This is a genomic window from Bacillus sp. H1a, from assembly GCF_000633475.1.
Lineage (GTDB): Bacteria > Bacillota > Bacilli > Bacillales > Bacillaceae_G > Bacillus_A > Bacillus_A paramycoides.
On record NZ_AYMH01000019.1, the window covers coordinates 1 to 26,134 of the forward strand.

23 protein-coding genes, 1 pseudogene and 1 riboswitch are annotated in these 26,134 nt (G+C 36.4%); of the genes and pseudogenes, 7 read left to right on the forward strand and 17 right to left on the reverse strand.

The window, feature by feature from the left end:
• Positions 1–362: 362 nt before the first annotated feature.
• A complete protein-coding gene (locus U860_RS0108215) occupies positions 363–548 on the forward strand; it encodes a hypothetical protein (RefSeq protein ID WP_025148139.1) in 186 nt (61 codons plus the stop codon).
• On the opposite strand, the gene U860_RS0108220 is transcribed toward U860_RS0108215, so the two are convergent.
• The 6 genes and pseudogenes from U860_RS0108220 to U860_RS31290 all read right to left on the reverse strand — a co-directional run bounded on the left by U860_RS0108220 (position 545) and on the right by U860_RS31290 (position 3,416).
• Complete coding sequence (locus tag U860_RS0108220; protein ID WP_025148140.1) at positions 545–802, reverse strand: hypothetical protein; 258 nt, start codon at positions 800–802, stop codon at positions 545–547. The genes U860_RS0108215 and U860_RS0108220 overlap by 4 nt on opposite strands.
• Positions 792–1,634: a hypothetical protein gene (locus U860_RS0108225; protein ID WP_025148141.1), complete on the reverse strand. Its 843-nt coding sequence runs from the start codon at positions 1,632–1,634 to the stop codon at positions 792–794. Before U860_RS0108225 ends, U860_RS0108220 begins: the two co-directional genes overlap by 11 nt.
• A gap of 409 nt (positions 1,635–2,043) precedes the next feature.
• A complete protein-coding gene (locus tag U860_RS0108235) occupies positions 2,044–2,316 on the reverse strand; it encodes a hypothetical protein (RefSeq protein ID WP_025148143.1) in 273 nt (90 codons plus the stop codon).
• Positions 2,295–2,528, reverse strand: coding sequence for a hypothetical protein (locus U860_RS0108240; protein WP_162790995.1), 234 nt, complete (start codon positions 2,526–2,528; stop codon positions 2,295–2,297). Before U860_RS0108240 ends, U860_RS0108235 begins: the two co-directional genes overlap by 22 nt.
• A gap of 34 nt (positions 2,529–2,562) precedes the next feature.
• Positions 2,563–2,946, reverse strand: coding sequence for a rolling circle replication protein Rep63 (locus U860_RS0108245; protein ID WP_025148145.1), 384 nt, complete (start codon positions 2,944–2,946; stop codon positions 2,563–2,565).
• Between the two features lie 246 nt (positions 2,947–3,192).
• Positions 3,193–3,416 (reverse strand): annotated as a pseudogene (locus U860_RS31290) (DUF1659 domain-containing protein).
• A gap of 111 nt (positions 3,417–3,527) precedes the next feature.
• Between U860_RS31290 and U860_RS0108255 the strand changes: the two are divergent.
• Positions 3,528–4,013: a VanZ family protein gene (locus U860_RS0108255; protein ID WP_025148146.1), complete on the forward strand. Its 486-nt coding sequence runs from the start codon at positions 3,528–3,530 to the stop codon at positions 4,011–4,013.
• A 159-nt stretch (positions 4,014–4,172) separates the two neighbouring features.
• Here the strand turns inward: U860_RS0108255 and U860_RS0108260 are convergent, their stop codons facing one another.
• From U860_RS0108260 to U860_RS0108275, 4 genes are all read right to left on the reverse strand, one after another.
• Positions 4,173–6,929: a DEAD/DEAH box helicase gene (locus U860_RS0108260; RefSeq protein WP_025148147.1), complete on the reverse strand. Its 2,757-nt coding sequence runs from the start codon at positions 6,927–6,929 to the stop codon at positions 4,173–4,175.
• Positions 6,913–8,532 (reverse strand): hypothetical protein, encoded by a 1,620-nt coding sequence (locus tag U860_RS0108265; protein ID WP_025148148.1) that lies wholly within the window; start codon positions 8,530–8,532, stop codon positions 6,913–6,915. Before U860_RS0108265 ends, U860_RS0108260 begins: the two co-directional genes overlap by 17 nt.
• A gap of 273 nt (positions 8,533–8,805) precedes the next feature.
• A complete protein-coding gene (locus U860_RS0108270) occupies positions 8,806–9,108 on the reverse strand; it encodes a DUF3910 family protein (RefSeq protein WP_025148149.1) in 303 nt (100 codons plus the stop codon).
• A gap of 86 nt (positions 9,109–9,194) precedes the next feature.
• Positions 9,195–10,070 (reverse strand): cell wall-binding protein EntA, encoded by an 876-nt coding sequence (locus U860_RS0108275; protein WP_025148150.1) that lies wholly within the window; start codon positions 10,068–10,070, stop codon positions 9,195–9,197.
• Positions 10,071–10,739: 669 nt separating this feature from the next.
• Here U860_RS0108275 and U860_RS0108280 point away from each other — a divergent pair.
• Together U860_RS0108280 and U860_RS36805 are read left to right on the forward strand one after the other, a co-directional pair.
• A complete protein-coding gene (locus tag U860_RS0108280) occupies positions 10,740–12,254 on the forward strand; it encodes a BCCT family transporter (protein WP_025148151.1) in 1,515 nt (504 codons plus the stop codon).
• Positions 12,255–12,539: 285 nt separating this feature from the next.
• Positions 12,540–12,674 (forward strand): hypothetical protein, encoded by a 135-nt coding sequence (locus tag U860_RS36805; protein ID WP_033795389.1) that lies wholly within the window; start codon positions 12,540–12,542, stop codon positions 12,672–12,674.
• Positions 12,675–12,913: 239 nt separating this feature from the next.
• Here the strand turns inward: U860_RS36805 and U860_RS0108290 are convergent, their stop codons facing one another.
• From U860_RS0108290 to U860_RS0108315, 6 genes are all read right to left on the reverse strand, one after another.
• Positions 12,914–14,215, reverse strand: coding sequence for a glycosyltransferase (locus tag U860_RS0108290; RefSeq protein ID WP_025148152.1), 1,302 nt, complete (start codon positions 14,213–14,215; stop codon positions 12,914–12,916).
• Positions 14,212–14,967: a diguanylate cyclase gene (locus U860_RS0108295; RefSeq protein ID WP_025148153.1), complete on the reverse strand. Its 756-nt coding sequence runs from the start codon at positions 14,965–14,967 to the stop codon at positions 14,212–14,214. The genes U860_RS0108290 and U860_RS0108295 overlap by 4 nt, the downstream gene beginning before the upstream one ends.
• 212 nt (positions 14,968–15,179) lie before the next feature.
• A complete protein-coding gene (locus U860_RS0108300) occupies positions 15,180–16,391 on the reverse strand; it encodes a NupC/NupG family nucleoside CNT transporter (RefSeq protein WP_025148154.1) in 1,212 nt (403 codons plus the stop codon).
• Positions 16,392–16,811: 420 nt separating this feature from the next.
• Positions 16,812–18,527 (reverse strand): SH3 domain-containing protein, encoded by a 1,716-nt coding sequence (locus U860_RS0108305; protein WP_025148155.1) that lies wholly within the window; start codon positions 18,525–18,527, stop codon positions 16,812–16,814.
• 210 nt (positions 18,528–18,737) lie between these two features.
• Complete coding sequence (locus U860_RS0108310; protein ID WP_081806653.1) at positions 18,738–19,622, reverse strand: D-amino-acid transaminase; 885 nt, start codon at positions 19,620–19,622, stop codon at positions 18,738–18,740.
• Positions 19,623–20,172: 550 nt separating this feature from the next.
• Positions 20,173–22,101, reverse strand: a complete 1,929-nt coding sequence (locus U860_RS0108315) for an LTA synthase family protein (RefSeq protein ID WP_025148157.1) — start codon at positions 22,099–22,101, stop codon at positions 20,173–20,175.
• A 528-nt stretch (positions 22,102–22,629) separates the two neighbouring features.
• On the opposite strand from U860_RS0108315, the gene U860_RS0108320 reads away from it, so the two are divergent.
• Together U860_RS0108320 and U860_RS0108325 are read left to right on the forward strand one after the other, a co-directional pair.
• Positions 22,630–22,995, forward strand: a complete 366-nt coding sequence (locus U860_RS0108320; protein ID WP_002174247.1) for a YkvA family protein — start codon at positions 22,630–22,632, stop codon at positions 22,993–22,995.
• 50 nt (positions 22,996–23,045) lie between these two features.
• A complete protein-coding gene (locus tag U860_RS0108325; protein WP_025148158.1) occupies positions 23,046–23,537 on the forward strand; it encodes a metal-binding protein in 492 nt (163 codons plus the stop codon).
• Positions 23,538–23,589: 52 nt separating this feature from the next.
• Here U860_RS0108325 and U860_RS0108330 read toward each other — a convergent pair whose 3' ends face one another.
• Entirely contained in the window at positions 23,590–23,907 is a 318-nt protein-coding gene (locus U860_RS0108330) for a DUF4870 domain-containing protein (protein WP_025148159.1), read from the reverse strand.
• Positions 23,908–24,205: 298 nt separating this feature from the next.
• Here U860_RS0108330 and lldP point away from each other — a divergent pair, with 298 nt between their 5' ends.
• Complete coding sequence (gene lldP / locus U860_RS0108335; protein WP_025148160.1) at positions 24,206–25,864, forward strand: L-lactate permease; 1,659 nt, start codon at positions 24,206–24,208, stop codon at positions 25,862–25,864.
• 71 nt (positions 25,865–25,935) lie between these two features.
• Positions 25,936–26,051, forward strand: a riboswitch (TPP riboswitch).
• Positions 26,052–26,134 lie beyond the last annotated feature (83 nt).

The following is a 26,134-nucleotide window of genomic DNA, read 5'->3' on the forward strand; positions in this document are numbered from 1 at the left end:
GATGCTTTATGAGACTAAGCTAATACTTTATGAGAATGAACTGATACTTCGCTAAACTGAGCTGATTTTCGTTAAACTGTGGACAAAAATTAAAACCTTATGATAAAACAAAACTATAACTACATTGAATTGAACAAAAAACTAAACTTATGGTACAATAATTCCGTCAAAAAAATCAAAAACTCCTCTCGGTGTTGGTCGCACCAAAAGGATTGAATAAATCTAATCTACATACAATTTAGATACTTAAATCACAAGTTATTATTTAAAGTCAAGTTCTTGGGAGGAACTTGTCTTTTTTATTTTTATCAAATTTATACTCAGACACAACACTCACACCGAAAAACAAGGAGGTGAATTACATGAACGATAGCAAAGAATTTTGTCCTCATTGCAACGCTAATTTGCAAGGTGATCCGATTCCTAAAGAATCACAAAAATGGTATGGCTGCACTCATTTTACTCGAAAAATCGGGATTTCAAGTATCACACGCGATACAATCTTGAACTGGCAATGTCCTGATTGTAAAAAAGAGTGGGGAAATTAAGCTTCTCCACTCTCTTTTTTATCGAAATATGGCTTTACTACTTTCTCTATATAAGTTTCTATAGTTTCCAAACTAGCACTTATTTGTCGTTCTTCTTTTAGTTTTTCATATATTTTTTCTGGTGTTTGTCCACAAGAATAACGAGTCCATATTGCTCTTATGATAACTGGCGGTAAGGCTTCTTTGTTTTTAACTTTTCGTAGCATATTTGACCATTTATCTCGACTTCTACCCATTTTCCAATCATTTGTCACCTTTCAATTTTTCTTGAAACAACTTTTGAACAGCTAGCGATGCCGGGTCTATTTTCTGAACACCTTTTTGTTCTCTAATTTTAACTGATAATCTCTCTTTCAATTGCTCAACTCCCCCATAGTAACCATGATTTATTTTCAAGTATTCGTTTATTTTCATAGTATTGGGATATTTACGCTTTCCATCTTCAGCTATTCTTAAATTTTTCATACGATATTTATAAGCGATTTCTAACATTTCATCAGTTAATAGTGGTTTAGACCGTTTGTTTTGCCCTGTATTAATTTGTGAAGGCTTATCCAGTATTTCTGGGTATTTTTCTCTTAAACTATTCATCAGCGTTACGTGAGAGCCTTCATATGCATAATTTTCTTGCATGTAACGAAAAGTCCTCGAATAGTTATAGCGACCTGACTTTTCTTTGTAAGATTTAAGATGTTTATAGGCAATAGCTAATTCTTCACCGCTTAATACTTTTGGCCTTCCTTTTCCTTGTTGGTTTTCAAATTTTTCATAAGCTTTTAATCTTGTTTTTAGCATTTCAATTTCCGCTTGTTTGTTTAGTAATTTAGTATTTAATAATTGCGTTTGTCTTTTTTCTTTCTCATATGAATCCCAGTTCTTTTTTATTTTGTCATTTAAAGAGTCGAGCAAGGATCTAAAGGAATTAGCTTTCATTTCAACAAAGCCTTCCTTGCTATATTGTCGTACTGGAACAATTACTTTCTGTCCATCTACGTTATGCTCTAAAGGTTTTACACTACCTACATCATCAATAAAATTAAAATTAGGGCTTACTTTTAATTTTTCATCCGAACCGTTATAACTCATAAGTCGCACCTCTTTTGATTTTTAATTTAAAACAATTATATCATTTTTAAAAAATATAAAAGAAGGGAAACTTATAACTCATAGAGAATTTTATTTAAAAAACATAAAGGAGTTGGAGTTTATGGCGATAAAAGAACTTGTAAAACAGACTACTTTAACAGAGCGGATATCACGAATACTTAACGATTCAACAGAATTACAAAAGGAAATCCAACGTTTATCAAAACGGTTCGACAACAAAAATAGGGAGTGCGAGGTATTAAAGGAAAAGTGCGAGGAATTAAGCAAAAAATTGGCATTTTACGACAGAATACATTCACTCAAAACTAATAAATAGCAATTAAATCCGTGAACAATAAAAAATCCTTTTAGTGCGCTAACAACAAAAGAATTAAAATATAACAATGTGCTATTGTTTGAAGTCAAGTTCTAATTCTTGGGGACTTGGCTTTTTATTTTTGTCAAACTTATAGTTAGACACGATATTCACTGCTTTCTTGAAATCATATTTCTCGCATAAATCCAAGAAGTAGGAACGATTTTCGTATTTTAAAATCTTTTTCCAAATATCGTAATCTAATAAACCTAACAAATCAGCGTCTTCTAGCTTCTCTTTAGCAACTTGTTCATCTGTCTTATCTTCTAATATGAATCTCTTTTTCAAACCTTGTGACCATTGCAATTGCGCTTACCTTTGAAACACTCAGCACATTCTCGGAATAATTTTAAATACTTTTCATCATCTTCCTCAAGATATCTCCGTAAAAAATCAAAAGGCGTCATCGAATCATTTTTAGCTTTTTTAATATGCGCTTTACTCAGTTCCTGATCCAAACCCCAAGTACCATGTTTACTTAAATAATTTTGAGCTTCATCTCCATCTTGCAAATCCAAACCATATTTATAACTCGTACTTAATCCGAATTTTTCACAAGCCTTTTTCCACAAAAAAGTATTTTTTCTCTATAATTTTCAATTCAACATCATTTATATAGAACAACGCAATATGTACATGTGGGTGGAATCCATTCTTACTATATGTAACCTCAAAAACTTGAATTCTACCAATCAAATCTAACTCATCTCTAATATTGTTATAAGCTCGTCCACTCATAAATTTACGAGTGGCATTTCCTGATTTTTCCAACATTTCTTTTGATCTATCAGCTTTATTATGACCAAACGTAAGGGTTAATAAAGCGATATAACCACCTTCACTTAAAAGCATGCTGTAAATCCTTACGTCGTCTCTCACTAATTTTCGCTGCGCAAACCGGACAATTTCAAACACTTCCAAAAACCAATAGGCCATTATGAAATGCCCTTTTAGTTTTTTTATGTTCCCAAACCTGAACGTTGGTTTTATTATTCACTAATCTAAGACACTTAGAAACCCGTTCATTTGGTAATGCTTTTCTTGCAACAGAAGCGTTTTTTCTATGAGGCGTGCACCTTTTTTACGGGTGTGATGGGATTATCGATAGAAAAAAACTGTTTTTCCATCTTCTTTCACGAAAATTAACTCAAGCGCTTGCATACTTTATTCACTCCTTTTGATTTATAGATTAGAAAGATCTGACGTGCTTACAAGTTGTACAGCATGAAGTGGTGATCCTTGTAATGAAGCAAAAGCACGTGCTACAGCATGTACTTCCCTAAATCTGCATTTGTTTTAATATGTTTGAATTGCTTGTTCTTAGAAACTGTTTTTCCATTTTTGTCTAATCCGCCGTTTAATACGAGACGTAAAGTTAAATCCATTACGATTGTTTCAACTGCCATGTTGATCACGCCCTTTCACTCTATAAATAGGGAGTAAATGTCATGTTTTGGCGTGAAATTTTTTCTTTTTTTTGGTACTCTTAAAAGAGCAAGAGAGGAGCTTTCGGGAGAATGAATCGTAAATGGTTATTTTGGATTCCTGTATTATTATGGATGGGGCTTATTTTCCATTCCTCAGCACAGCCATATAAAAAACAGGATATGCGCTCAAATATTGAGCAATATGTAAATGTTGAGTTTGTAAAAGAGAATTTTTCATGGGTATCTATCGATTATGGCGGAGGTACACCTGTTAGTATCGCAAATAAGGGTGTAGGTGGTTTTATTGAGTTCTTCCTTCGTAAAGGTGCTCATTTTACGGTGTTCTTTATGCTTGGTTCATTGGCGTACTTTGCTTTTCATAGGTCGGGTTATTCGAGGAAACGGTGCTTTATATATGCCCTTCTTTTCGTTGCGGGCTATGCAACATTTGATGAAATTCATCAAGGGTTTACGGGGGGGCGTACACCAATGTGGCAAGATTCATCGCTTGATACGTGCGGCGGATTAACAGGAATTATAATAAGTAATTGGTTTTGGCATAGAAAAAGGAGCTAATCTTATTTCGAGATCTGCTCCTTTTTTATTTATCCAACAATTTTCGGACAGTAAGACTCCCGCCCAAAAATTCGGCGGGAGTCTTACTGTCTATAAAAGCTCGATTGGTGAGGGCTAATAATCAGCGGGGGATGGCCCCCTACTGATTAAAGTTTCACTTTATACACCAAGTAATTCTTTTAGTTCGTCTGTTGATAGTTCGGTCATCCAACTATCGCTTGTAATGACGGCGTTGTTTAATGATTGTTTTCGTTCCAACATTTCATCAATTTTCTCCTCAAGCGTTCCTGTTGTAATGAGTTTATGAACGTGAACGAAGCGTTTTTGACCAATGCGATATGCACGGTCTGTTGCTTGGTTTTCTACAGCTGGATTCCACCAACGGTCATAGTGAATGACATGGTTGGCAGCAGTTAAGTTCAATCCTGTTCCGCCGGCCTTTAACGATAAGATGAAGATGTCATACGTTCCGTTTTGGAACTGCTCGATCATCTTGTCACGTTCTTTCTTCGGTACACTCCCGTTTAAGAAGAGGACACGCTGACCGAAATTTTCTTCTAGCACACGTTTTAGCATGTTCCCCATGCCAATGTATTGAGTGAAGATTAGGCAACTTTCATTTTGGTCTTTTATATTTTCGATGAGCTCCATTAACGTTTTTGTTTTCATAGAGCGTTCGATGATATCTTGTGGTTCTTCTTCTTTCAAATAAAGGGCTGGGTGGTTACAAATTTGTTTTAGCTTGTTCAGCATAAGTAGTATAAATCCGCGTCTTTCAATTCCGCTTAATCCTTCTACATTTTGTAATGTATCTTGAACAAGTTGTTCATATAAGGAAGCCTGTTCACCAGTTAGTGGACAATAAGCTTTCTGTTCTTGTTTATCTGGCAAGTTTAATGCGACTGTTTGATCTTTCTTCGTACGACGCAGTAAAAATGGCGAGATAAATCGTTGTACTTGCTGGATTTTTCCTTCATCACGGTCCTTTTCAATCGGCGTGACGAAGCGGCGCTGGAATTGTCCTAAGCTTCCGAGATACCCATGATTGATAAAGTCGAAAATAGACCAAAGCTCAGCAAGTCGGTTTTCCATTGGTGTACCGGTTAAAGCAATTTTGTGATTTGCTTGTAGGTTTCTTACTGCTTTCGACTGTTTCGTATGCGGGTTTTTTATATTTTGAGCTTCATCTAAAATAACAGCATCCCAGCATAAGGTACTAAGTTCTTCTTCATCAAGCTGAGCTAATGCATAAGAAGTTAATACAACATCTGCTGATTGAAGGAAGTCTTTAAATGCTTCGCCTTTAGCTCGGTTACTTCCATAATGTAATTGAACACGTAAATTTGGTGCGAAACGCTCAAATTCTTTTTGCCAATTTCCAAGGACCGATGTTGGTGCCACAATTAATGCGGGCCCTGTTTGGAGATTGTTTTCTTTAGCGTATAGTAAGTAAGTTATCGTTTGAATACTTTTTCCAAGTCCCATATCATCAGCTAATAATGCTCCAAAGCCAAGTTCACGTAAGTATAGCAACCATTCAATACCGTGTTGTTGATATGGACGGAGTGTTGCTTGTAGCGAAGATGGTACGTCTACTTTTGGAATATCTCCAATGTGCAATAGTTTTTGGAACAGCTCTTCATAATATCCATCTAGCTCAATTTCAATATCGGTAAACGGACTATCGTCTTCTACAATTTCCGTTTCTGCGGTGCTAGATAAATGTTGTTGCAACACGTCTTTCATTTCTAGTCCATATTTATCTGCACGGTTCATTAGTTTTTTTACTTCTTCAATAAAGGCAGGATCTAGTCTCATCCATTGACCATTCAAATTGAAAAGACGTTTGTTCTGCTCAACAAGTTCAAAGAATTCACTTTCTGATAAATCAATTCCGTCCGTTGAAATGCGCCAGTCGAAATTAACGAGCGTATTCATGCCGAAGAAGGACTGTGTTTGCGCTGTACTTTGCTTCAGCTGTACACGTAACTTCGGTTTTGTTGCTTTTAAATTTTGCCACCATGATGGTAGTAAAATTGTAATACCTGCTGCAAGTAATTCATTACTTGCCTCTGTTAAGAAATTCCAGGCTTCAGTTTCAAAGAGTTCTTCTCGGAACTTGTCGTCCTCTTTTAACCACGGTACGAGTTTACTGAATCCTTCTTGCGTTTCAATAATCCGCTCTTCGTAATCGTGCCACCTTTTTGGCAAGGAATCGATACTTTCATATACATATATGCGATGCGCACCACGTTTTGGCGTAACGACTGTTTCGAGCTTCCACATTTCAAATTCTTCTTGTGGTTCTTGCAGTCGTAAGCCAATTGTAAATGGAAGGTCATCTTCAATGTAACCAATTTTTCGAAGCCAATCTTCTTCATGTAGTGCTGTTTCCAGTTGCCTTTTCGTAAAGTCATAATGTTCATATAGTCTCTTAGCATCTTCCCAGCCGTCATTTGAGCGAGTGTCTTGCAAGATACTTTCGTTCACCGCTGAAGTGAAAAGAGATGCTAATGTTTCGTCTTCGATTGGTATATTATGAACTTTCCAAGATGGCTGCTGAGACCAACGCTCCATGTCGGGTACGAAGCTTCCGCTTACGAAAGCGTCCCATAATTCATTTGCATCTTTCGTAAGTGCTGTAATAGGACCGTTCATTTGAATATTTGCAAATGAGTTCATCGGCTTATTTGCAATGTATTCAAATGCTTGCACATTCATTAGCATAATACCTTGTTTTCCGTCATACGTTGCTTCTTTTAGAAACGTGCCGTAAAAGGAAGTAGAGTGCCATGTGAATGCATTTTGTTTCCAAGTTGCTACGGATAAGGGAGTGCCGCTATCATCTTCTCCCCAAAGGAACCAACCTTGGCTAACGTGCTGGAGCCTGATTGTTACTTCAGTTTGTATGATCATCGATTAATTTTCCTTTCCGTAATTCTTCTTGTAGTGCACGCAGACGTGAATGTAAGTTGGCAATATGAATAATGAAAGTATCCCATTCATCAGTTCGTTTCAGTCGTTTATAAAGCATACGTAATTTCTTTAAGTAACGAACGGCGCGTTTATATGATTTACGATTTCGCTCTTCAATTGCTTCCGTTGCGGCAAGGTGATAAAGAGGAAGTGCTACTTCAGGCGCTTCTTTTTCAATATCTTTCAATGGTTCTTTCAAAAGTTCGATTGCTTCAAATCCATATAAGAGATGAAGCTCCGCCCATGCGCGGTACTGCTTCTTCGCAAGTACGTATTGTTCATAGTTCGTGAAGCTATATGGTAACAGTTCTTGTAAGATCATTTCAAATCCCGCTTGTTCATTCGTATGCGTTGCATATGTTTCATACATCATTACAAATAAACGAACGATATCTTTTATGAAAACGCTATCCGCTTGTTCTTGTATCGTTTGTTTTACTTGCTTATACGTAAAGGAAAGCCAGTTTTTAGCACGATCCCACTGCATCGCATTTAATAACTCTTCTAACCAATAAAAGTAAAGGCTCACAACAGAAGCAGGCTGTTTTTCAAGCAATTCCATGGCATCTTTGTCTTCGTTATTTAAAAAGAGCAGGTGAGAAGATGTTAATGCTTTGGAAAGTGGATTGATTTTCGTTTCGATTCGCTTTTCCTCTTCTTGTAGTTGCTCTTCTTCTCTTAAAAGTTCACCCCATATGTGACGATAAATGAAGAATCGTTCTTGTGTATAGGAATCCGTAGAGAAGAATACTTCATGTACGAGACGAGCTGTTTCTTGTAAAATCGGTTCGGATTTTGCGGGAATCGCTTCTGTTTTTAAGTCCCGTACGATGGCTTCAACTTTATCGACGAATAGACGAACAACGTTCACGGGTTGGTGATAAGAATATAGTTTGTTTACTTCAAATTCTTGAATTTCTTCTAATAATTTTTGAAAGCAATAAAGTGCCGCGTGTAGCTTAAATAATTCATGGATAGCAATGATACGCGGGGCTTTCCGTTCCAATTTTGTATAGAAGTCTGTAAAAAGACTCATAAGAAAATACATTTGTTTATAAGTGAGCCGAGCCTGTTCTTTTTTAAATGATTCATATTCATTTTCAAAGTACGATTGCCAACTTTTATAATCCTTTTCTTCAAAGGCAGATGATTGCAATACTTGCCTTGCAGTTCGAATAGGAGGAAGGGAAGGTTTCGTATTATTTTTGAATAAAGTTAATACATCTCCTACCTGCCCGAAACTTGAAGCCGCAGATAGCAATACAGCGAGCATATGCTCACATTGCGTTGGTGCGAAGCAATCGCAATAGCTTTCGGCAACATTACGAATCGGGATGTGAACGCTATATACACTGCCTTCAGCATCTACAGTTCCTGATAGCGTATAGCCATCAAAGTCAACGTTATAGACAACACCACTACGATACAGGTGCCGAGCTGTAGCGACATGTTCTTGATCAGCTACTTGCTCCGGATCAAGCCCTTGAACGAACTCATTCGCAATCATCATAATTTCATCTTTCGTAATTGAGTGTTGCAGCATAATTTTCCTCCGTACACAGATTTCTTTCCTTTACCATTATAAACAAAAAATGCTCAAAACAGAAAAAATGAAATTTGAATTATAAAGATGTGCTAACAATGTACATATGAAGGGCAATATCTGTAATAATGAAAGTATTGTTAATGTTAATGGAAATGTATTATAGCACTCTCTTGAAGCAAATATTAGGCTGAAATAAGAGGAAGTATATGTGGTTGGGTTCGTTCATATAAGAAAGACTATCTCATTTACTTGAGATAGTCTTTTCTACGATTAGGAGCGTGTTTGATTTAATATTGCTTGTACATATGGATCATTTAATATTTGTTCTATGAGCGGTAGCATTTCTCGCTCGAATGGAATGTCGATAGGAAATGGCTTTTGAGAGCCAGGTGTTATTCCATATTGTACGATTTTGTAATGTGCATTTTCTTCATGGTTGAGCACAATTAATTTATAGCGATTGTCATCGTTTGCGAGTGAAAAGTCAATTGCGATAGCATCATATGTTACATCATCTTTATATATGTATGGTTTCGGTGTACCGACCCAGTCTACTGCCGATTGTAAATTCATGGATATAACCTCCTTATATATATATTATAAAAAAATAAAAGCCAGCTCTCAATAAAGAGAACCGGCTGTAATTTAGCGGTCATTGGTTATTTTAAAATTTTCACTTTAACAGTTTTGCGTCCCCATTTTTGAGCAGCGCTATCTGATCCAAGTAGAATGTCGATACGGTTACCTTTAATTGCACCGCCAGTATCACCAGCGATAGCTTCTCCATATCCTTCTACCCATACTTTAGATCCTAATGGGATTACTTTCGGGTCAACAGCGATCATTTTCATGTTTGGGTTCGCTGTTAGGTCATGACCCATTGCAGTTAATACACGGCCGCCGTATGTGCCACCGTTTTCGCTCGGATGAGCTGTATATGCTGTAGCTACAACTGTTAACTCACGACCATCAGAAGGTTCGTGAGTTTCAGCAGCTTTCACAGCAGGCTTAGCAGCTGTTTTTACTGGTGCAGGCGCTTGAGCCTTAGCAGGTGCTTCAGCTTTAGCAGGAGCAGGCGTTTCTTGTTTCTCGATAACAGGTGCTGTACCTGTTAAGAAAGGAACATGAACATAAGCCGTTTTCCCGTTATATTCAAATTGTAACCACTCATTTTGTACTTGGTTCGTTGTTTCGATCATATCGTCTTTCTTAAGCGTTCCAAGAATTTCTGAGTTTGTGTTCGCTTCAGCACGTACGTTTAATACGTTAGCTGTTACGTAGTATGAGCTTTTTGTAAACTCTGTACTTACGAATGCGTCTTTACCATCTAATTTGATTTGTGACCATCCGTTTTCTGTATTTAGAACATCTAATTTATGACCATTTAGTAATTTACCGACAACTTTTGATTCAGTAGTAGGGTTTTCTCGTACGTTTAGTACGTCTGTTGTAACAACAGTTTCTGCGCTAGCAGATGATGTGAAAATCCCAAGACCAAAAACTGCTGCTGTTGCTATACCAATTAATTTTTTCATGATAGCCTCCATTGCGTTTGTTTTCGTGTCCTCATTATAGCAACAGATTTTTTCGGATTTGGGGAAAACACACAATTACAAACCATTCGTAATCAGTCGTTAACACTCTGTAATATGGCCAAAAATATAGGAAATCGTTTTTCATTCCATGCAATTAGTAGGTTTCTAATTATAGTCAAAATATTTAATACAACATGTTCTTTTCGATGTAGATAAAAACATTACAGAAGTGTTACGTAATGTTTACTAAACGATTACATTCCTTGAGTATTTTACCGTTTTATGGGTAATATAGTTATATAAACATAAACATTTCGTTTGTGAAGTTATAAACACGCGCTATATACTAGCAAAAAAACCACATAATTGTTACAAGAAAAAAGGGTTTTTAGGTAAGAATGTGTCCTTTTTTACAACTGTAACACATCCTTTTAGGGGAAATCTTTTCCCATCCGCATTTTTCTCACGCAATTTGACAGCAGTATTCCTATCCTTTAGCTCTTGCAGAGTGAAAAGGTTAGACGGAAGGTAAGGCTGTCCATAAGAATTCTAATTGGTGAAGGCGAAACAGAGAGAGCCGAAAGAAAATCACCGCAAAAATTATAGTTTTCTATCCGATTTAACGCATTGGAATTAACTGTTTTAGTAAAACATCTGAAGGGGGATTTGATGAGGAAACTGACAAAAACATTTATCGTATCATTAACACTCTGTATTGCATTTGCGATTTGGGGGATTATTCCCGCATCTATTATTGGAAAAGGTAGCTTAGGAAATGTAACAACTACAATTCAAACTGCATTAGTTAGTAAGTTTGGATGGTTTTATATTATTTCTGTTTCTGTATTTTTAGGAATTGCGATCTTTTTAATAGTTTCTAAGTACGGTTCGATTCGTTTAGGTAAAGATGATGATGAACCTGATTATAGTTATATGACATGGTTTGCTATGTTATTTAGTGCCGGAATGGGAATTGGTTTGGTTTTCTGGGGCGTTGCGGAACCGTTAAATCATTTATACACACCTCCTTTCGGAGAAGGTGCAACTGAAGAGAGTGCACGTCTTGCTCTCCGTTTCTCATTTTTCCATTGGGGACTACATCCGTGGGGATTATATGCACTTGTAGCATTATGTATTGCGTATTTTACATTTAGAAAAGGAAAGGCAAGTACAATTAGCGCGACAGTTGGTCCACTATTTAAGAGCGGTGAACATGGTCGTCTTGCTCATATGTTTGATGTTTTAGCTGTATTTGCGACAGTGTTTGGTGTGGCGACATCATTAGGACTTGGTGCAAAGCAAATTGCCGGTGGTGTTAGTTATTTAACATCTATTCCGAACTCATTAACGACACAGTTAGTTATTATTGCAATTGTAACAGTTCTTTTCATGTTATCTGCACAGACAGGACTTGATAAAGGTATTAAATATTTAAGTAATACGAACATTATTTTTGCGTTTGCACTTATGATAATTGTATTATTTTCAGGACCAACAAACTTTATTATGAATTACTTCACTTCAACAATTGGTTCATACATTCAAGAATTGCCAAGTATGAGTTTCCGCTTAAGTCCATTAAATGAAGGTGGAAACAAGTGGATTCAATCATGGACTATTTTCTACTGGGCATGGTGGATTGCTTGGTCACCATTCGTAGGTACTTTTATTGCCCGTGTATCACGTGGACGTACAATTCGTGAGTTCGTTATCGGTGTATTACTCGTACCGACATTAATTGGTGCGCTTTGGTTCTCTGTTTTCGGAGGAACAGGTATTCACATGGAGCTATTTGAGGGTACGAATATATATGGGCAAGTTAAAGAGATGGGGACAGAAGTAGGATTGTTTGCCATGTTTGACCATATGGGTAGCATGGGACCGGCTTTATCTGTTTTAGGTATTCTACTTATTGCAACATTCTTTATTACATCTGCAGACTCTGCGACGTTTGTTTTAGGAATGTTAACAACACACGGCAGCTTAAACCCACCAAATCGTATAAAAACGATTTGGGGTATTGTTCTAGCAGCGTTAGCTTCAATACTATTATACGTTGGTGGATTAGAAGCGCTGCAAACAGCTTCAATTATTGCAGCATTCCCGTTTGTGTTTGTTATATTCTTCATGATTGCAGCGTTGTTTAAAGAGTTGCAAAAAGAAGGACGTATGAAGCAGCTATAGATAATAGAAGGAAAAGGGCTGATTTTATATCAGCTCTTTTTTGTATGGAAGAGGTTTTGTATATAGTTAAGGGAAATAAAATGCGTTATTTTTTAAGTAGTATGCCTTTTATATAAAAGAAAAACGATTAATTTCGACAATTTTCGATATTTGGCAAATTCTATTCGTATTTTTGACAAAAAATTGTCGGAAATGTGTTGTCACTTTTATTTATATGTGCTATATTATTTCCTGTAAGCGATTTCAAATAGTTTTAAAGCGCATTCAAGGGGGACATCTAGAATAATGAAACGTTACGAAAGAAAGTGGAAGCATATTTGTTTGAAACGTGTGGCACATCGCAATGTCCAAGAAAGCACGGAACCTAAGACTGAAACGCGCAAAGAGCAGCAAGTGAAGCAATTGGTTCTACAAAAATAGCAATCACTTTTTCGTATATAAATGAAGGTCGATCGTTCGTTGGGGGATGGACGTGAAATAACTTTCAGCTAAGGGGTACTGTCTGATATATAGTATTACGGTAAGAAATAAGCACAGAGCATACGGCGCTCTGTGCTTATTTCTTATCCCGCTATTTGCAGGTAGTAAGAATCCTACCTCAAACTGTGGCTAATAATCAGTGAGAGCTGACCAAAACCCCCACTGATTAAAGTTTCACTTTATTTTTCTTTTTTGAATCGTACTGTTTTGTCCCAACCGATTACTTGTTTCTTGCTCTTTGCACGTAAATAAAGAATGAGGCTGCGAATAAATAAATACGTAAAGAGCTGTGCATACGTAAAGTACATAATGACGCTAATGAAAATGTTGGTCGGTGTAAAGGTTCGTTCGACGCTCTGGGCACTAAATAATTGCGAAATATATGTAATATATGCGACGTACCACATAAATAGTAATGGAATGCTATATTGAATTTGGAATATCCCAAGCAATCCAATTACAAACCAAACGTTTGAAATGATTAGAAATAGCCAAAATACGACATACACTAAAACTTGCTGTAAGGAATGGACGAGAAGTTTCCCTTTAAAGAAACTTAATGAAGAAAACATTTTTTCTAAAATGTATAAATTTCCTTGGAGCCAACGTGTACGCTGTTTAATAAGAATCTTTAAATGCTCAGGTTCTTGTTCCCATGTAATCGATTCCGGGACGATTGGTAAGAGATAGCCTTTTTGTGTAATTCGTAATGTTAACTCAGCGTCTTCGGCAATTGCATAAGGATCATAGCCGCCAAGTTCTTCTAATGCAGAACGACGAAGGAGCATGTTTGTTCCTGTCAATGAACCTGTTTGGAATAGTAACCAGCGCCCGGATTGCATAAGGAGCTGGAAAATCTGAAATTCTAATGAAATCATGCGTGTTAGCCAGTTTCTTTTCTCATTTACTGTACGAACATGTCCAACTGCTCCAACAGCATCTTCAAATGTTTCAGCATGTTCTACGAGCATTCGCAAAGCATATGGTTCAGGCTGATTATCCGCATCGTAAACGCAGAAATATTCACCATCCGAAATGCTAAGACCATAGTTTAATACACGCGACTTTCCTTTCGGTTCACCAGGCGGTACACGAATGTGACGAATATGGGCATAAGCTTTGTCGAAATCATCGCTAATTTCAGGTGTTTCATCTTGAGAGTTATCGTTTAATAAATAGACAGTTAGTTTGCCTGGATATTCAATCTTTGCCATCGCTTCTAAAGTATCTTTAATAACGACCCCTTCGTTATGGGCAGGTATTAAAATATCTACACTTGGATAATGTTCTAGCGTGCGATCTTTTCGTTTACTATTTCGATGAACTAAGCCTGCGAGTGTTAAGAGAGAGTAGTAAACGAGTAAGCTAGAGAATAGAAAGGCAGTAAAAATAAGTACATATTTAATTGAAAATATGATACTAATCCAAAATACGAGTAAGCAGAACACAAGGAATAAAAGGAGTATAACGAGTGTCATCATAATAATGTCGGTCCTTTTTGTCCAATTTGCTCTCGTGAAATTTGTATATCTTGGATTGCTTCAACTGCAAGCCATTGCCCCATTTTTGGTTGTAGGCGGTTCATTACAATATTAGCGCCTGCATCATTTGTGTTTTGCAGTAGAATAACCAGTGTATTGCTATCGTATTCAGCAACAAGGTCAAAGTTAGTTCTTACAGTATTAACTAATAATGAAGCCACACGATCCATGACACTTTCCTTTGTGTATTTACTAAAGGAAGTGAAATCAAAATAAATGAGAATACCTGTTTCATTACGACGATTCATTGCAGTTATTAATAATGCTTGGCGTCTTTCGAATTCTTGTCTTGTTAATAATTTTGATTCTCCAATGTATTGTTCTAAGATTCTCACTTGTTCCGTTAATTTTCTATTTTCTAGAATAATCTTTTTTAATAGGTGGGTTAAGATATAAGCGATGAAGAAGTTGGCAGCCACCAGGAAGTGGGTAATAATATATTCCCATTGATCCGATGTGCTCCATAAGTGAAGCCAAGCTTCATAAAATAAATAGAATACGGAAATGATGGTTCCGAGTATGAAGAAAACAAATGCTGTTTTATCAGGTAAGAATAGGAATAGTACATTTATGATGACATATATAATTGTAAAAATGAGCGCATGCTCATATTTTGTCACATGTACAGTAGTGAAATAAAATAAAATTTGTAAAATCCATATAGACAGGACTTTATAGGACGTATCTTTCACGAAGCTTTCCTCCTTAAAGATAATTCGTACAGGGTATTTGTAGTATGCGCAATTCTTAAGAAATGGGCCATGTAACTGAAATTCTTTTTGGAGTGAGTAATATTTATGTTGTGTATGTCACCATGTTTTTATTTTTAAATATAAAAACATGGAAAGTGTTCGATTTATATGAAAAAAGTCTCCTCTTTTTAAAGAGGAGACTTTACATAAATTTATAGGAACATCATACCTGCAACTGCTGCGTTTAAGAAGTTCGCCAGTGTACCAGCGATAACAGCCTTAATCCCTAATTGTGCAATTTGTTTACGGCGAGTAGGAGCTAAAGTTCCTGTTACACCCAATTGAATTGCGATAGAAGAGAAGTTTGCAAAACCACAGATTGCAAATGTTAAAATCATATTTGTTTTTGCAGAGAGCTCTGCCATGTGTGGTCCTAAGTTTGCATATGCAACGAATTCGTTGATTGCAAGCTTTTGACCGATAAAGCTTGCTGCTTGTACAGCTTCACCCGGAGAAACCCCGATTAAGATTGCGAATGGTGATAATAAGTAACCGAAGATTAAATCAAGGCTAAGTTTAATATCGAACCAAGAACCAATCCATCCTAATAAGCCATTTAATAAAGCGATTAGTGCGATGAAAGCCATTAACATTGCTGCTACGTTAATAACAAGTTGCATACCTTCAGATGCACCGCGTGCAGCTGCGTCAATAACGTTCGCATCTTCACGTTCTGTAGAAAGTTCAACGTTATTATCTACTTTTTCCGTCTCTGGCATAATTAGTTTTGCAATTAATAAACTTGATGGAGCTGCCATAATTGCTGCTGCTAATAAATGCTCTAACGGAATGCCCATCGCTGCATAGCCGACTAAAACTGATCCGGCAACAGCTGTCATACCGCTTACCATAATAGTGAAGAATTCACTGTTAGTTAAACGTGCTAAGTATGGTTTAATTAAAATTGGTGCTTCTGTTTGTCCTAAAAATACAGTTGTTACTGCATTTAAGCTCTCTGCTTTAGAAGTTCCAAGAAGTTTGCTTAATGCACCACCAATGATACTAACAAATTTTTGCATAATACCTAAGTAATATAAGATTGCTACTAGTGAACTAATAAATACAATTGGAAGTAGTGCTTGAATAACGAAGATAAATCCCCAAGGTCCTTTTGCGTTGACTAAATCCCCAGCAACGAACTTAATTCCCTCGTAAGAAAAATTGATTAATCCTTGAACGCCGTCAGCAGCGACTTTTAAGCCTGCTTTTCCAGCATCCCATCGTAATACAATAAATGAAAATGTCATTTGTAATGCTAGCGCGATTAAAATTGTGCGCCAATTAATAGCTTTGCGGTTGGAAGATAGTAAGAAAGCGATTGCTAAAACTCCAATCACGCCGCCAATTCCCCATAAAAGATTCATGCAGTGTATGCTCCTTCCTCATAGTAAAAAAGTGTATAAAACAGTTGTCTATACTTCTGCAAATATAACATCTTAAGTAACTTATCATAATGGACATCAGAGGTCAAACGTCTAACGAAAAGTTTAAATAAAGAGAAAATTCAACAAAAAAACACATATAAAATGAATAGACATGAAATAGGTTATGTTTTTTGTGGGGATTTATTCATTATGATAACGTTATGGACAATTTTTATAGAATGTAGTGTATGAAATGGGAGAATGAACGCATAATCTTTTCGTAGAGAAAATAAAGTAGAGGGGTTATTTCCACTGATTATTAGCCTTTCCCAATAGGGCTAACCACAAATAGCGGGATTCATATATCGAAAACTATAAAAAAGAGCCTTCTAGTAATCTAGAAGGCTTTGAAACTATTAATTAAGGTGCTTTCGTGTATCCTAAGAAATGGCTCTTCCAATAAGAGTTATCTAATGAAACGATTGCTACACCTTTATCTCCAGCTTGGATAAATGATCCGCCACCAAGGTAGATACCCATGTGAGAAGGACCTGCTTTATAAGTATTTTGGAAATAAATTAAGTCACCTGGTTGTGGATTTGAAGTTTTCGGTAAGCTACTCCAATATCCTGCAACGCTTTGACGGCTAATGTTATGACCAAATTTCTTAAATACGTGGTAGATGTAACCACTGCAGTCAACACCATTAGCAGAAGTGCCGCCCCAAACGTAGGGTACGCCTTGCATAGACTTCGCGTATGCAAGTATAGAAGAAGTATCCCCACTATTATTACTTGTATTGTTGTTATTTTGATTATTATTGTTGTTTTGGTTATCGTTAGGCTTATTCTCTACTGCGCCACCAACTGGTGTTTTCGATAAGAAACGAGTTCCGATGTAACCAGTTTGACCATTGTAGTTAATTTTACTCCAGCCATAGTTTTCAGAGATTATTTGAACCTTCTGTCCTTGTGGAAGTGCACCTATGATTCTATAATTCGTACCTTCGCCACTACGTACATTTAGTGCAGAAGCATTAACGTAGTAGTCACCAATTGCACCTTGTCCAGGTTGATCTGGTTGTTTCGGCTGTTCAGGAGTAACAGTGCCACCCTTAACGAATTTTACAAATTCGCTACTAACATAGCCTGTTTTTCCTTGATAGTTTACTTTAAACCAACCGTTTTCAGCTCCAATTACGTTTAATGTTGTACCGTTTAAAACGCCACCAATTACACTATGATATGTAGCAGGGCCTGTACGAACACGTAGAGACGTTGCGTTAACAACGTAAGTACCACCAGTTTGAACAGTTACATTATTATTTTGGTCTTGTTTGTTATCTTGTACGACGTTTTCGTTAGAGCCGCCTTTTGTTACGTAGTCTTTGCTTAAGTAAGCTGTTTGTCCTGCGTAATTGATTTTGAACCAATCTTGAACTTCGCCAACAACTTGTACTACTTGTCCTTTCTTAACAGAACCTACAGTTGGATGAGAAGTGCTAGGACCTGTACGAACGCGAAGAGAAGATACATTTACTGTATAGTTTCCACTTGCTGGTTGTACAGTTGTTTGATTGTTATTATTGTTGTTTGAAGAAACACCAGATACGAATTGGCCACTAACATAACCAATTTGTCCGTTATGTTTGATTTTCACCCAACCATTTTCTTCTCCGATAACGTTTAAAGTTTGTCCTTCATATACACGTCCTGAAACAGAACTAGAAGTGCTAGGACCTGTACGAACACGTAATACATCGGCAGTAACTTTATTGTTTCCACCTGTGCTTACATTGTTATTTGTTGCTCCGTTTTTTGATACAAATTCGCTACTAACATAACCCGTTTTTCCATTATGGTTAATTTTAAACCAACCATTTTCCTCTCCGATAACGTTTAACGACTGACCGTTATAAACGCGAGAGATGATGTCATGAGAAGTGCTTGATCCTGCACGAACGTGTAATATGTCAGCAGTTACCGTATAAGATGAACTTTTTTGTACGGAAGCTTGGACAGTTTGTGTAGCAGCTTTTTGTGTATTTTGTTCAGGGGCAGCTTGAACACTATCAAGTGTAGGTGCTGCGCCTCCTGCTACAGACACTGCCGCAAGACCGGCAAGGTATTTTTTCATAATTTGTCGATTCCTTTCTGTCTGTAATGTAGTGAAGAAATATTTACCAACTGTTAAAAATTCTAAAAGGCATGTCGATTACTGTCAAGACTTATGCGGGAATCTGAATATGACAAAAAGATTACAAGAAAAAATCAAGGCATAAATCTACACCTTGATTTCCATTTAAATGCATATATTTATTATGGAAAATGAGAAGATTATTCGTGTTTAAAAAGATGCACTATTAGATTTTAAAAGACTTTGAGAAAAGGACCTTTGCAGTAATTTTGTGATAGGGCCAACTTGACCGTCTTGAATCGCAGTTCCATCGAGATGAGTCATCGGTAAGATTTCAATAGTTGTTCCTGTAAAGAAGCATTCATCTGCTTGATAAACATCACGAATGCTGAAAAGTTCTTCTTGTACAGGTAGTTGAAGAGTGTTAGCTAAAGAAAGGACGTATTGACGAATAATACCGTTTAAAATAAGGTGGTTAGCCGGATGTGTATAGAGTGTCCCGTTTTTTATGAGAAAGAAGTTAGAGTGGCTACCTTCAGTTACAATACCATTTCTTACGAGAAGAGCTTCTTTACAACCTTTGCGTTCAGCCTTCGTATAAGCTAATACATTAGGTAATAAATTTAACGATTTAATATCACAGCGAAGCCAGCGAGTATCAGATTCAGATATAGCACGTACACCATATTCGATCCATAGGGCTGGTCTTTCTTTTTTTGAAATATAGGCATAGATTGTTGGAGAAGTGTCATATGAGAATGCATGGGCACGAGCTTGTACGCCACGAGATACTTGTAAATAAATCGTTCCATCATCGTGGAAATTATTACTTTCGATTAGCTTGTAGAGTAATATGATTAGCTCTGCTTTTGAGAAAGGGAGTGATAATTCTATTTCTTCCATGGAACGATATAACCTTGTTAAATGAGGGTCTAATAAGTGAAAGTTGCCATTATAAAGGCGAATAACTTCATAAACGCCATCGCCAAATTGTAATCCTCTTTCTTCAAGTTCTATGTACGATTTCTGTTTCGTTGTATCAATAACTGTATCATTCCATAGTACAAATTTTTCGTATGCCAATTTTCGTCCCATCCTTTCGTGAGTACATAAATAAAGTGAAACTTTAATGAGTGGGAGAGTTGTTCATCCCCCGCTGATTTTTAGCCAGCAAATAGCGGGATAAAAATCACTATAGTTACTTTTATGTTAGCGATTTTCTATGTATGGCGTATATGTACTTGTAAATATTAGGGAAGTAGAGGTGATTTATAGCATTTTGTATATACAAATTCGAAAATGAGAAATAAGAATCCTGCTTTTTGAAATAAAAAAAGCAACATTCGATGGAATGCTGCACAAGGAGGGTAGCTATCTTGCATAGGGACATCGTCTTTAAAGGTTTAGTTTATGTAAACAAAACACTTTGAAAGACAATAATAAGAAAGTTGAAAACAAATGATGCGCATATTTCTCTAAGGGATCTTGTTGAAGATGAGAGATAAGAAATATGTGGAACCTTGTTTACACATTTTATTATAAAGATGCTTCATTAATGTAGTGTAAATATTCGGTGAAGGTTATGTAATTTTAAAGTTAATGTATAGAAGAAGTTACAGAGAGAAATATAAAAAAGAGGCTGAGATTACTCAGCGCTCTTCTTTTCTTCTTTAATAGTCGTTTTTACTTCACCAGTTTTGATCTTATTGCTTTCAGAGAAGCGAAGTAAGTCGCCTTCAATGATTTTGTCTGACATGTTCAGCTCATTTTGTGCACGATCAATAAGTGGTTGAGCTTCTTCTTTTGGTAATTGTACAACTTCACCAGTTTGGCGATCGTAGAATGTACTGTTTGTGTACATATACTTATCTGTAATGAAACTACCGTCACGAAGAACAACAAATCCTTTATTATCTGGTGAGAATACGTCATGACCGAATCGAACGTCATTAGTAGAATCTACACCAAGTAAATTTAGAATAGTTGGTTTAATATCAATTTCACCAGTTGGTTTTGAAATTGTTTTACCTTCTTTTTGACCTGGAACGTGAATAAACATCGGTGTTTTTTGTAAGTTCATATGGTCAAATGTAGTAATTTCTTCTTTTCCTAAGAACTGTGCCATTGCACGGTTATGGTTTTCAGAAATACCATAGTGGTCACCGTAGAATACAATTACAGAGTTGTCATAAAGACCTTCTGCTTTTAGACGTTCAATAAAGTGTTTCATCGCTTCGTCTAAGTAGCGAGCTGTTACCATGTAACGGTCAAATACTCCATCACCAGAATTGTATTCGTCGATTAATTTCGTACTGTCATCATAAGTGAATGGGTAATGGTTTGTTAAGGTAAGGAAGCGAGTATAGAATGGTTGCTTCACTTTTTTTAACATATCGATAGACTGATCGAAGTATTCGATATCTTTTAGTCCCCAGTTTAATTTTGTTTCTGGCGTAATTTTGTAGTCAAGTTCGTTGTAGTAACGATCATAACCAAGTGCCGGATACATAATATTACGGTTCCAGAATGTTGCGTTGTTTGCGTGGAATACTGATGTGTAATACCCTTGCTGACGCAAAATTTCTGGAGTTGCTGTATATTCGTTATTACCGTGTGTGAAGAATACAGCACCGCGGTCTAGTGGATATAGTGAGGTATCTACTAAGAATTCAGCATCAGATGTTTTACCTTGTCCAGTTTGATGGAAGAAGTTATCGAAGTAATAACTTTCTTTCGCAAATTGGTTTAGGAATGGTGTAACTTCTTGTCCGTTAACTGTCGCACCAATTAAGAATGTTTGTAATGATTCAAGAGAGACAACAATTACGTTTTTCCCTTTTGCAACACCATACATATTTGGATCTGGTTTACTTTGTGTTGTTTTCACGTAGTTTTCTGTTTCTTGTAATTTACTACCATCAGCAAATGCTTTTTGTGAACTTGATTTTGCTTGTAAGCCAAGGTCATATACTTGGTGTACGTATAATCCTAAGTTTTTAACAAGCATAACGCGGTCGAATGAACGAGTTAATAGTTCTGGACGTTCAGTTTCTGCAAGTCCTAGGTTTGCGAAGAAAATAGCAACTGTTGACACGAAGTATAGGGAACGCATCGGACGTGCTACACGCTCTGTCGGTGCAAAATTTTTCTTCTTCTTTAACAGAATGAAGAATACGATAATATCCGCAAATGCAAGGATAATTTTGAAGTTAAATAGTTCTTTCACACTAGAACCTAAGCTTCCGAAATTAGATGTTTGTCCTAGTACCGGTAAAGTAACGAAATCATTGTAGAATCCGTAGAACATTACGTTACCAACAAGAATGATTGTTAAGACAAAATTAATTCCCAGTGCTATATAGTTACGTTTTTTCCCCTTTGCAAATAATGCAAGACCCACAAACAGTAATGATGCTGCTAGTGGACTAAGGAATAAAATGAATTCTTGCATGAAAGATTCAAGTTTTAAATCGAAGCTTGTGCGTGTAATGATGTAGGTTTTTAGCCATATGGCCAAAGCTACGAATAAAGTGAAACGCACATTTTGAAATTGTGATTTCATGGTTTCTTTCATTCATTTCCACCCTTTCTCTATCAGGCTTGGTCGATTTTGGAGCGAAAGATGTTAAAATAAAAAATACATAGTTTTCTTGGCCATAATTAGAGTTTCTATATTCACCCATATACGACTTTAACTATGCATACCCTTTTGGTTTCTTGTGTTGCTCATAAGCATAACGTCATTTCTGTATTATACAACAAAATTCATTTCTGAGAAACACTATAACATTTTACATTTTTTGTATGTAGTTTGTCACTGCCAGAGAAAACTTTAACATTCGCTTATATGCTCGTCAACTAGAAAATATAACAGAAATTGAAAGTTTTTTGTTGAGAAATATGGAATGAAGAGTTTTAGGTGGCTGACTAGAAAACTATTATATGAAGGAAAATACGGGAAAATTAACGAACACTTGTTCTTTCTGTGTTTGTTTGTTACAATAAAATTTCATTGATAGATTATGTGTAATTTTGATGAACTTTTACTGATAACAATAACATATTGTAGCTTATTTCTTTTGAAGAATAGGGAGGCTTTTGAATGAAACAAAAATTTTCAGCTGAAGCGTTTTGGAAGAAAATAAAACATGTTGCAAAGCAGGCAGGGCAGTCGGTAATTTATGCGAGTTTATTATTGTTTTACGTTTTGCAAAGACCTGATGTTCCAAAACGAGTGAAAATTATTGTAATTGGAGCACTTGCTTATTTCATTGCACCGATTGATGCAATCCCGGATTTCATTGCTGGAATTGGTTATACGGATGATTTGGGTGCGTTAACGGCCGCACTATTACAAGCATCGATATACGTAAATGAAGATGTGAAAGATAAGGCACGAGTGAAGTTGGCAGAATGGTTTAGTTCGGATATAGACACATCATTTATCGATCAAAAATTAGATCAATAGGTGAGAACTGTCATAGGATGACAGGGCGAACGTAAGCGAGGAAGTGCATTATGCCATCAGGAAGAACGCATACGAAAATAAACTTAATATCTCTTCCAGTTGTTTTGTTTATGCTCGTTTCGTATGGATTAACAAATTTTGATTTTTTATTAACTTTTGCAATTGGATTTTTAGTAGGCACTTTCTTTTTAACACCGGATTTAGATACGTATAGTAATGCGTATAATAAATGGGGATTACTCCGCATTTTTTGGTATCCATATAGGAGCGTAATGCCCCATCGTTCCTTTTTCACACATACGATTATACTTGGTGATATTATTCGTATTGCATACATGTTAATCGTGTTTTATCCGTTTTTATTCCTATTAAATATGATAGCATTGGACGGGAATTTAATAGAAATTGCGAAGGAACATGAGGTTGAAATTGTAACGTTTGTAATGGGAATTGTAGTGGCGAGTACGCTCCACATTATAGCGGATAAAGTGAATACGCGCCGAAAGAAAATGATGAGAAAAAAGAAGAAACGCAGAAGATAAAGGACACTTGCAAATTGCAAGTGTCCTTTTTTAATTAAACGTTTGTTTAAAATTAAGCTTTCAGCACTTTAATACCTTTTACGATGTTCCAAATGAAGTAGTATAAGCTAATGATTCCGCAAATACATAAGACAATGATTGCTCCGATTCCAAGTGTTACATCAGGTTGTTCAGATCCAATACCCATAATTCCTAGAATAATTAAACCGATAAATGTAGCGATACTTGGAATTATGTGTGTCCATAGAGCTCGTTTCGCATGTGGCTTTGTTTCAGAATCGCCTACAATCCAAACGATAATAGGGAATAAGATAGGCGCAAATAGTACACTAAAGTATGATAAAGCTGCTAGTATTTTGTTTCCGTTCATATATATCACCTCATAAATAATGTCCGTTGTTATATTTTTATTATGCAGGAAATTTGTCTAGCTTCCTATCGATGAACCTTACAAGAACGTGACGTTTTTGTAAGATTTTCACGCGAGATAATAAAATTTTCAAAAAAATCTTTTTTAATGGAAAATGATATGTTAAAGTAGAAATGAAACTTAGTGAAAACGTTTTCTTAAACGTTTTTTATTTTTAGGTTAAAAGGTATGATGACCTGATAGTCTATTGATAAGGTTATATTTTATTTAAAAGGGGATTATTGAGGGGGAGAGAACAATGAACACATGGACACAAGTTTATGACCCATTCGGTAACATTTGGATTTCCGCAGCGGTCGCACTTATTCCAATTATCTTTTTTTTCTTAGCTTTAGCAGTTTTACGCATGAAGGGGTATGTGGCAGGATTTATTACAGTTGTATTAACAATTTTGGTGGCGTTATTTGCGTATAAAATGCCGTTCACAAAGGCAATGACAGCAACCGGGTATGGTTTCTTATACGGATTATGGCCAATTGCTTGGATTATCATTATGTCGGTATTTTTATATAAAATTTCTGTGAAAACAGGTCAATTTGATATCATTCGTGCATCTGTATTATCAATTACAAATGACCATCGATTACTCGTTATTTTAATCGGATTTTCATTTGGAGCATTTTTAGAAGGGGCAGCAGGATTTGGTGCACCAGTAGCGATCACGGCAGCGCTTCTTGCAGGTCTTGGATTAAATCCTTTATATGCAGCAGGTCTTTGTTTAATCGCAAATACTGCACCAGTAGCGTTCGGAGCAATGGGGATTCCGATTACAGTTGCTGGACAAGTAACAGGCATTGATCCGCATAAAATCGGACAAATGGCTGGACATCAATTACCGTTCTTATCTTTATTTGTTCCATTCTTTATCGTATTTTTAATGGACGGTTTTAAAGGAGTAAGACAAACGTGGCCTGCTTTATTTGTAGCGGGTAGTTCATTTGCAATTACACAGTTTATTACAGCGACGTTTTTAGGGCCAGAACTTCCTGATATTACGTCAGCACTTGTAAGTTTAGTAAGTTTATCGCTATTCTTAAAAGTTTGGCAGCCGAAAGAAATTTATCAGTCTAAAGAAGCGAATAGCGAAGTAGCAGCAACGACGGTGACATCTATGCCGAAACTAACAGTAGGAAAAGTAGTAAAAGCATGGTCTCCGTTCATTATTTTAACTGTGATGGTAGTCATTTGGAGCCAAAGTTTCTTTAAAGCATTATTCGCTCCAGGCGGCGCTTTAGAAAGTCTTGTATTTAAGTTTGAAATTCCAGGCTTGCACAATTTAGTAATGAAAGCAGAGCCTATTGTAAATAAACCAACACCTTATGAAGCAATCTTGAAATTAGATATTTTATCAGCGACTGGAACAGCGATTTTAATTGCGTGTATCATTTCTATCTTTATTTTGAAAATGAGTGCAAAAGATGCAGTAGCAACATTTAAAGAAACATTAAACGAACTGAAAATGCCAATTCTATCTATTGGATTCGTATTAGGATTCGCATTTATCGCAAACTATTCTGGTTTATCTTCTACATTAGCGTTAGCGCTAGCAGGAACTGGCGGACTATTCCCGTTCTTCTCACCATTCCTAGGCTGGATTGGCGTATTCTTAACAGGATCAGATACGTCAGCGAACGCACTGTTCTCGAATTTACAAGCAATTACAGCGCAGCAAGTTGGCGTATCTGAAGTGCTTCTCGTTGCAGCAAATACAACAGGTGGTGTAACAGGTAAAATGATTTCTCCGCAATCGATTGCGATTGCTTGTGCGGCAGTTGGTCTTGCTGGAAAAGAATCAGATCTGTTCCGTTTCACGGTGAAACATAGTTTATTCTTCGTTATTATTGTTGGGATTATGACGTATGTGCAGGCTTATTATTTGACTTGGATGATTCCGTAAACAATAAAAGAATTAACCTTTGCATTTTTCAGATTATCGTGTATGATGGGAAAGTATTGAAAATTAAATCAGTGATAAACTAGGGGTGCCTAACGTATGCGTAGGCTGAGAGAGAAGCGTGTGAACTTCTTAACCCTTTGGACCTGATCTGGCTCGTACCAGCGTAGGGAAGTTAACGGCTTTACATAATTATGTCTTTATGAGCCAGGTCCTTATTTTTTTATGGACCTGGCTCTTTTTATTTTGGCATACGCTGGCCATATCTCGTCC

Coding starts and splice junctions, on each gene's coding strand:
- U860_RS0108215 (WP_025148139.1), top strand. CDS start 363: ATGAACGATAGCAAAGAATTTTGTCCTCATTGCAACGCTAATTTGCAA.
- U860_RS0108225 (WP_025148141.1), bottom strand. CDS start 1,634: ATGAGTTATAACGGTTCGGATGAAAAATTAAAAGTAAGCCCTAATTTT.
- U860_RS0108245 (WP_025148145.1), bottom strand. CDS start 2,946: ATGGCCTATTGGTTTTTGGAAGTGTTTGAAATTGTCCGGTTTGCGCAG.
- U860_RS0108255 (WP_025148146.1), top strand. CDS start 3,528: ATGAATCGTAAATGGTTATTTTGGATTCCTGTATTATTATGGATGGGG.
- U860_RS0108260 (WP_025148147.1), bottom strand. CDS start 6,929: ATGATCATACAAACTGAAGTAACAATCAGGCTCCAGCACGTTAGCCAA.
- U860_RS0108265 (WP_025148148.1), bottom strand. CDS start 8,532: ATGCTGCAACACTCAATTACGAAAGATGAAATTATGATGATTGCGAAT.
- U860_RS0108270 (WP_025148149.1), bottom strand. CDS start 9,108: ATGAATTTACAATCGGCAGTAGACTGGGTCGGTACACCGAAACCATAC.
- U860_RS0108275 (WP_025148150.1), bottom strand. CDS start 10,070: ATGAAAAAATTAATTGGTATAGCAACAGCAGCAGTTTTTGGTCTTGGG.
- U860_RS0108280 (WP_025148151.1), top strand. CDS start 10,740: ATGAGGAAACTGACAAAAACATTTATCGTATCATTAACACTCTGTATT.
- U860_RS36805 (WP_033795389.1), top strand. CDS start 12,540: ATGAAACGTTACGAAAGAAAGTGGAAGCATATTTGTTTGAAACGTGTG.
- U860_RS0108290 (WP_025148152.1), bottom strand. CDS start 14,215: ATGATGACACTCGTTATACTCCTTTTATTCCTTGTGTTCTGCTTACTC.
- U860_RS0108300 (WP_025148154.1), bottom strand. CDS start 16,391: ATGAATCTTTTATGGGGAATTGGCGGCGTGATTGGAGTTTTAGCAATC.
- U860_RS0108305 (WP_025148155.1), bottom strand. CDS start 18,527: ATGAAAAAATACCTTGCCGGTCTTGCGGCAGTGTCTGTAGCAGGAGGC.
- U860_RS0108310 (WP_081806653.1), bottom strand. CDS start 19,622: ATGGGACGAAAATTGGCATACGAAAAATTTGTACTATGGAATGATACA.
- U860_RS0108315 (WP_025148157.1), bottom strand. CDS start 22,101: ATGAAAGAAACCATGAAATCACAATTTCAAAATGTGCGTTTCACTTTA.
- U860_RS0108320 (WP_002174247.1), top strand. CDS start 22,630: ATGAAACAAAAATTTTCAGCTGAAGCGTTTTGGAAGAAAATAAAACAT.
- U860_RS0108325 (WP_025148158.1), top strand. CDS start 23,046: ATGCCATCAGGAAGAACGCATACGAAAATAAACTTAATATCTCTTCCA.
- U860_RS0108330 (WP_025148159.1), bottom strand. CDS start 23,907: ATGAACGGAAACAAAATACTAGCAGCTTTATCATACTTTAGTGTACTA.
- lldP (WP_025148160.1), top strand. CDS start 24,206: ATGAACACATGGACACAAGTTTATGACCCATTCGGTAACATTTGGATT.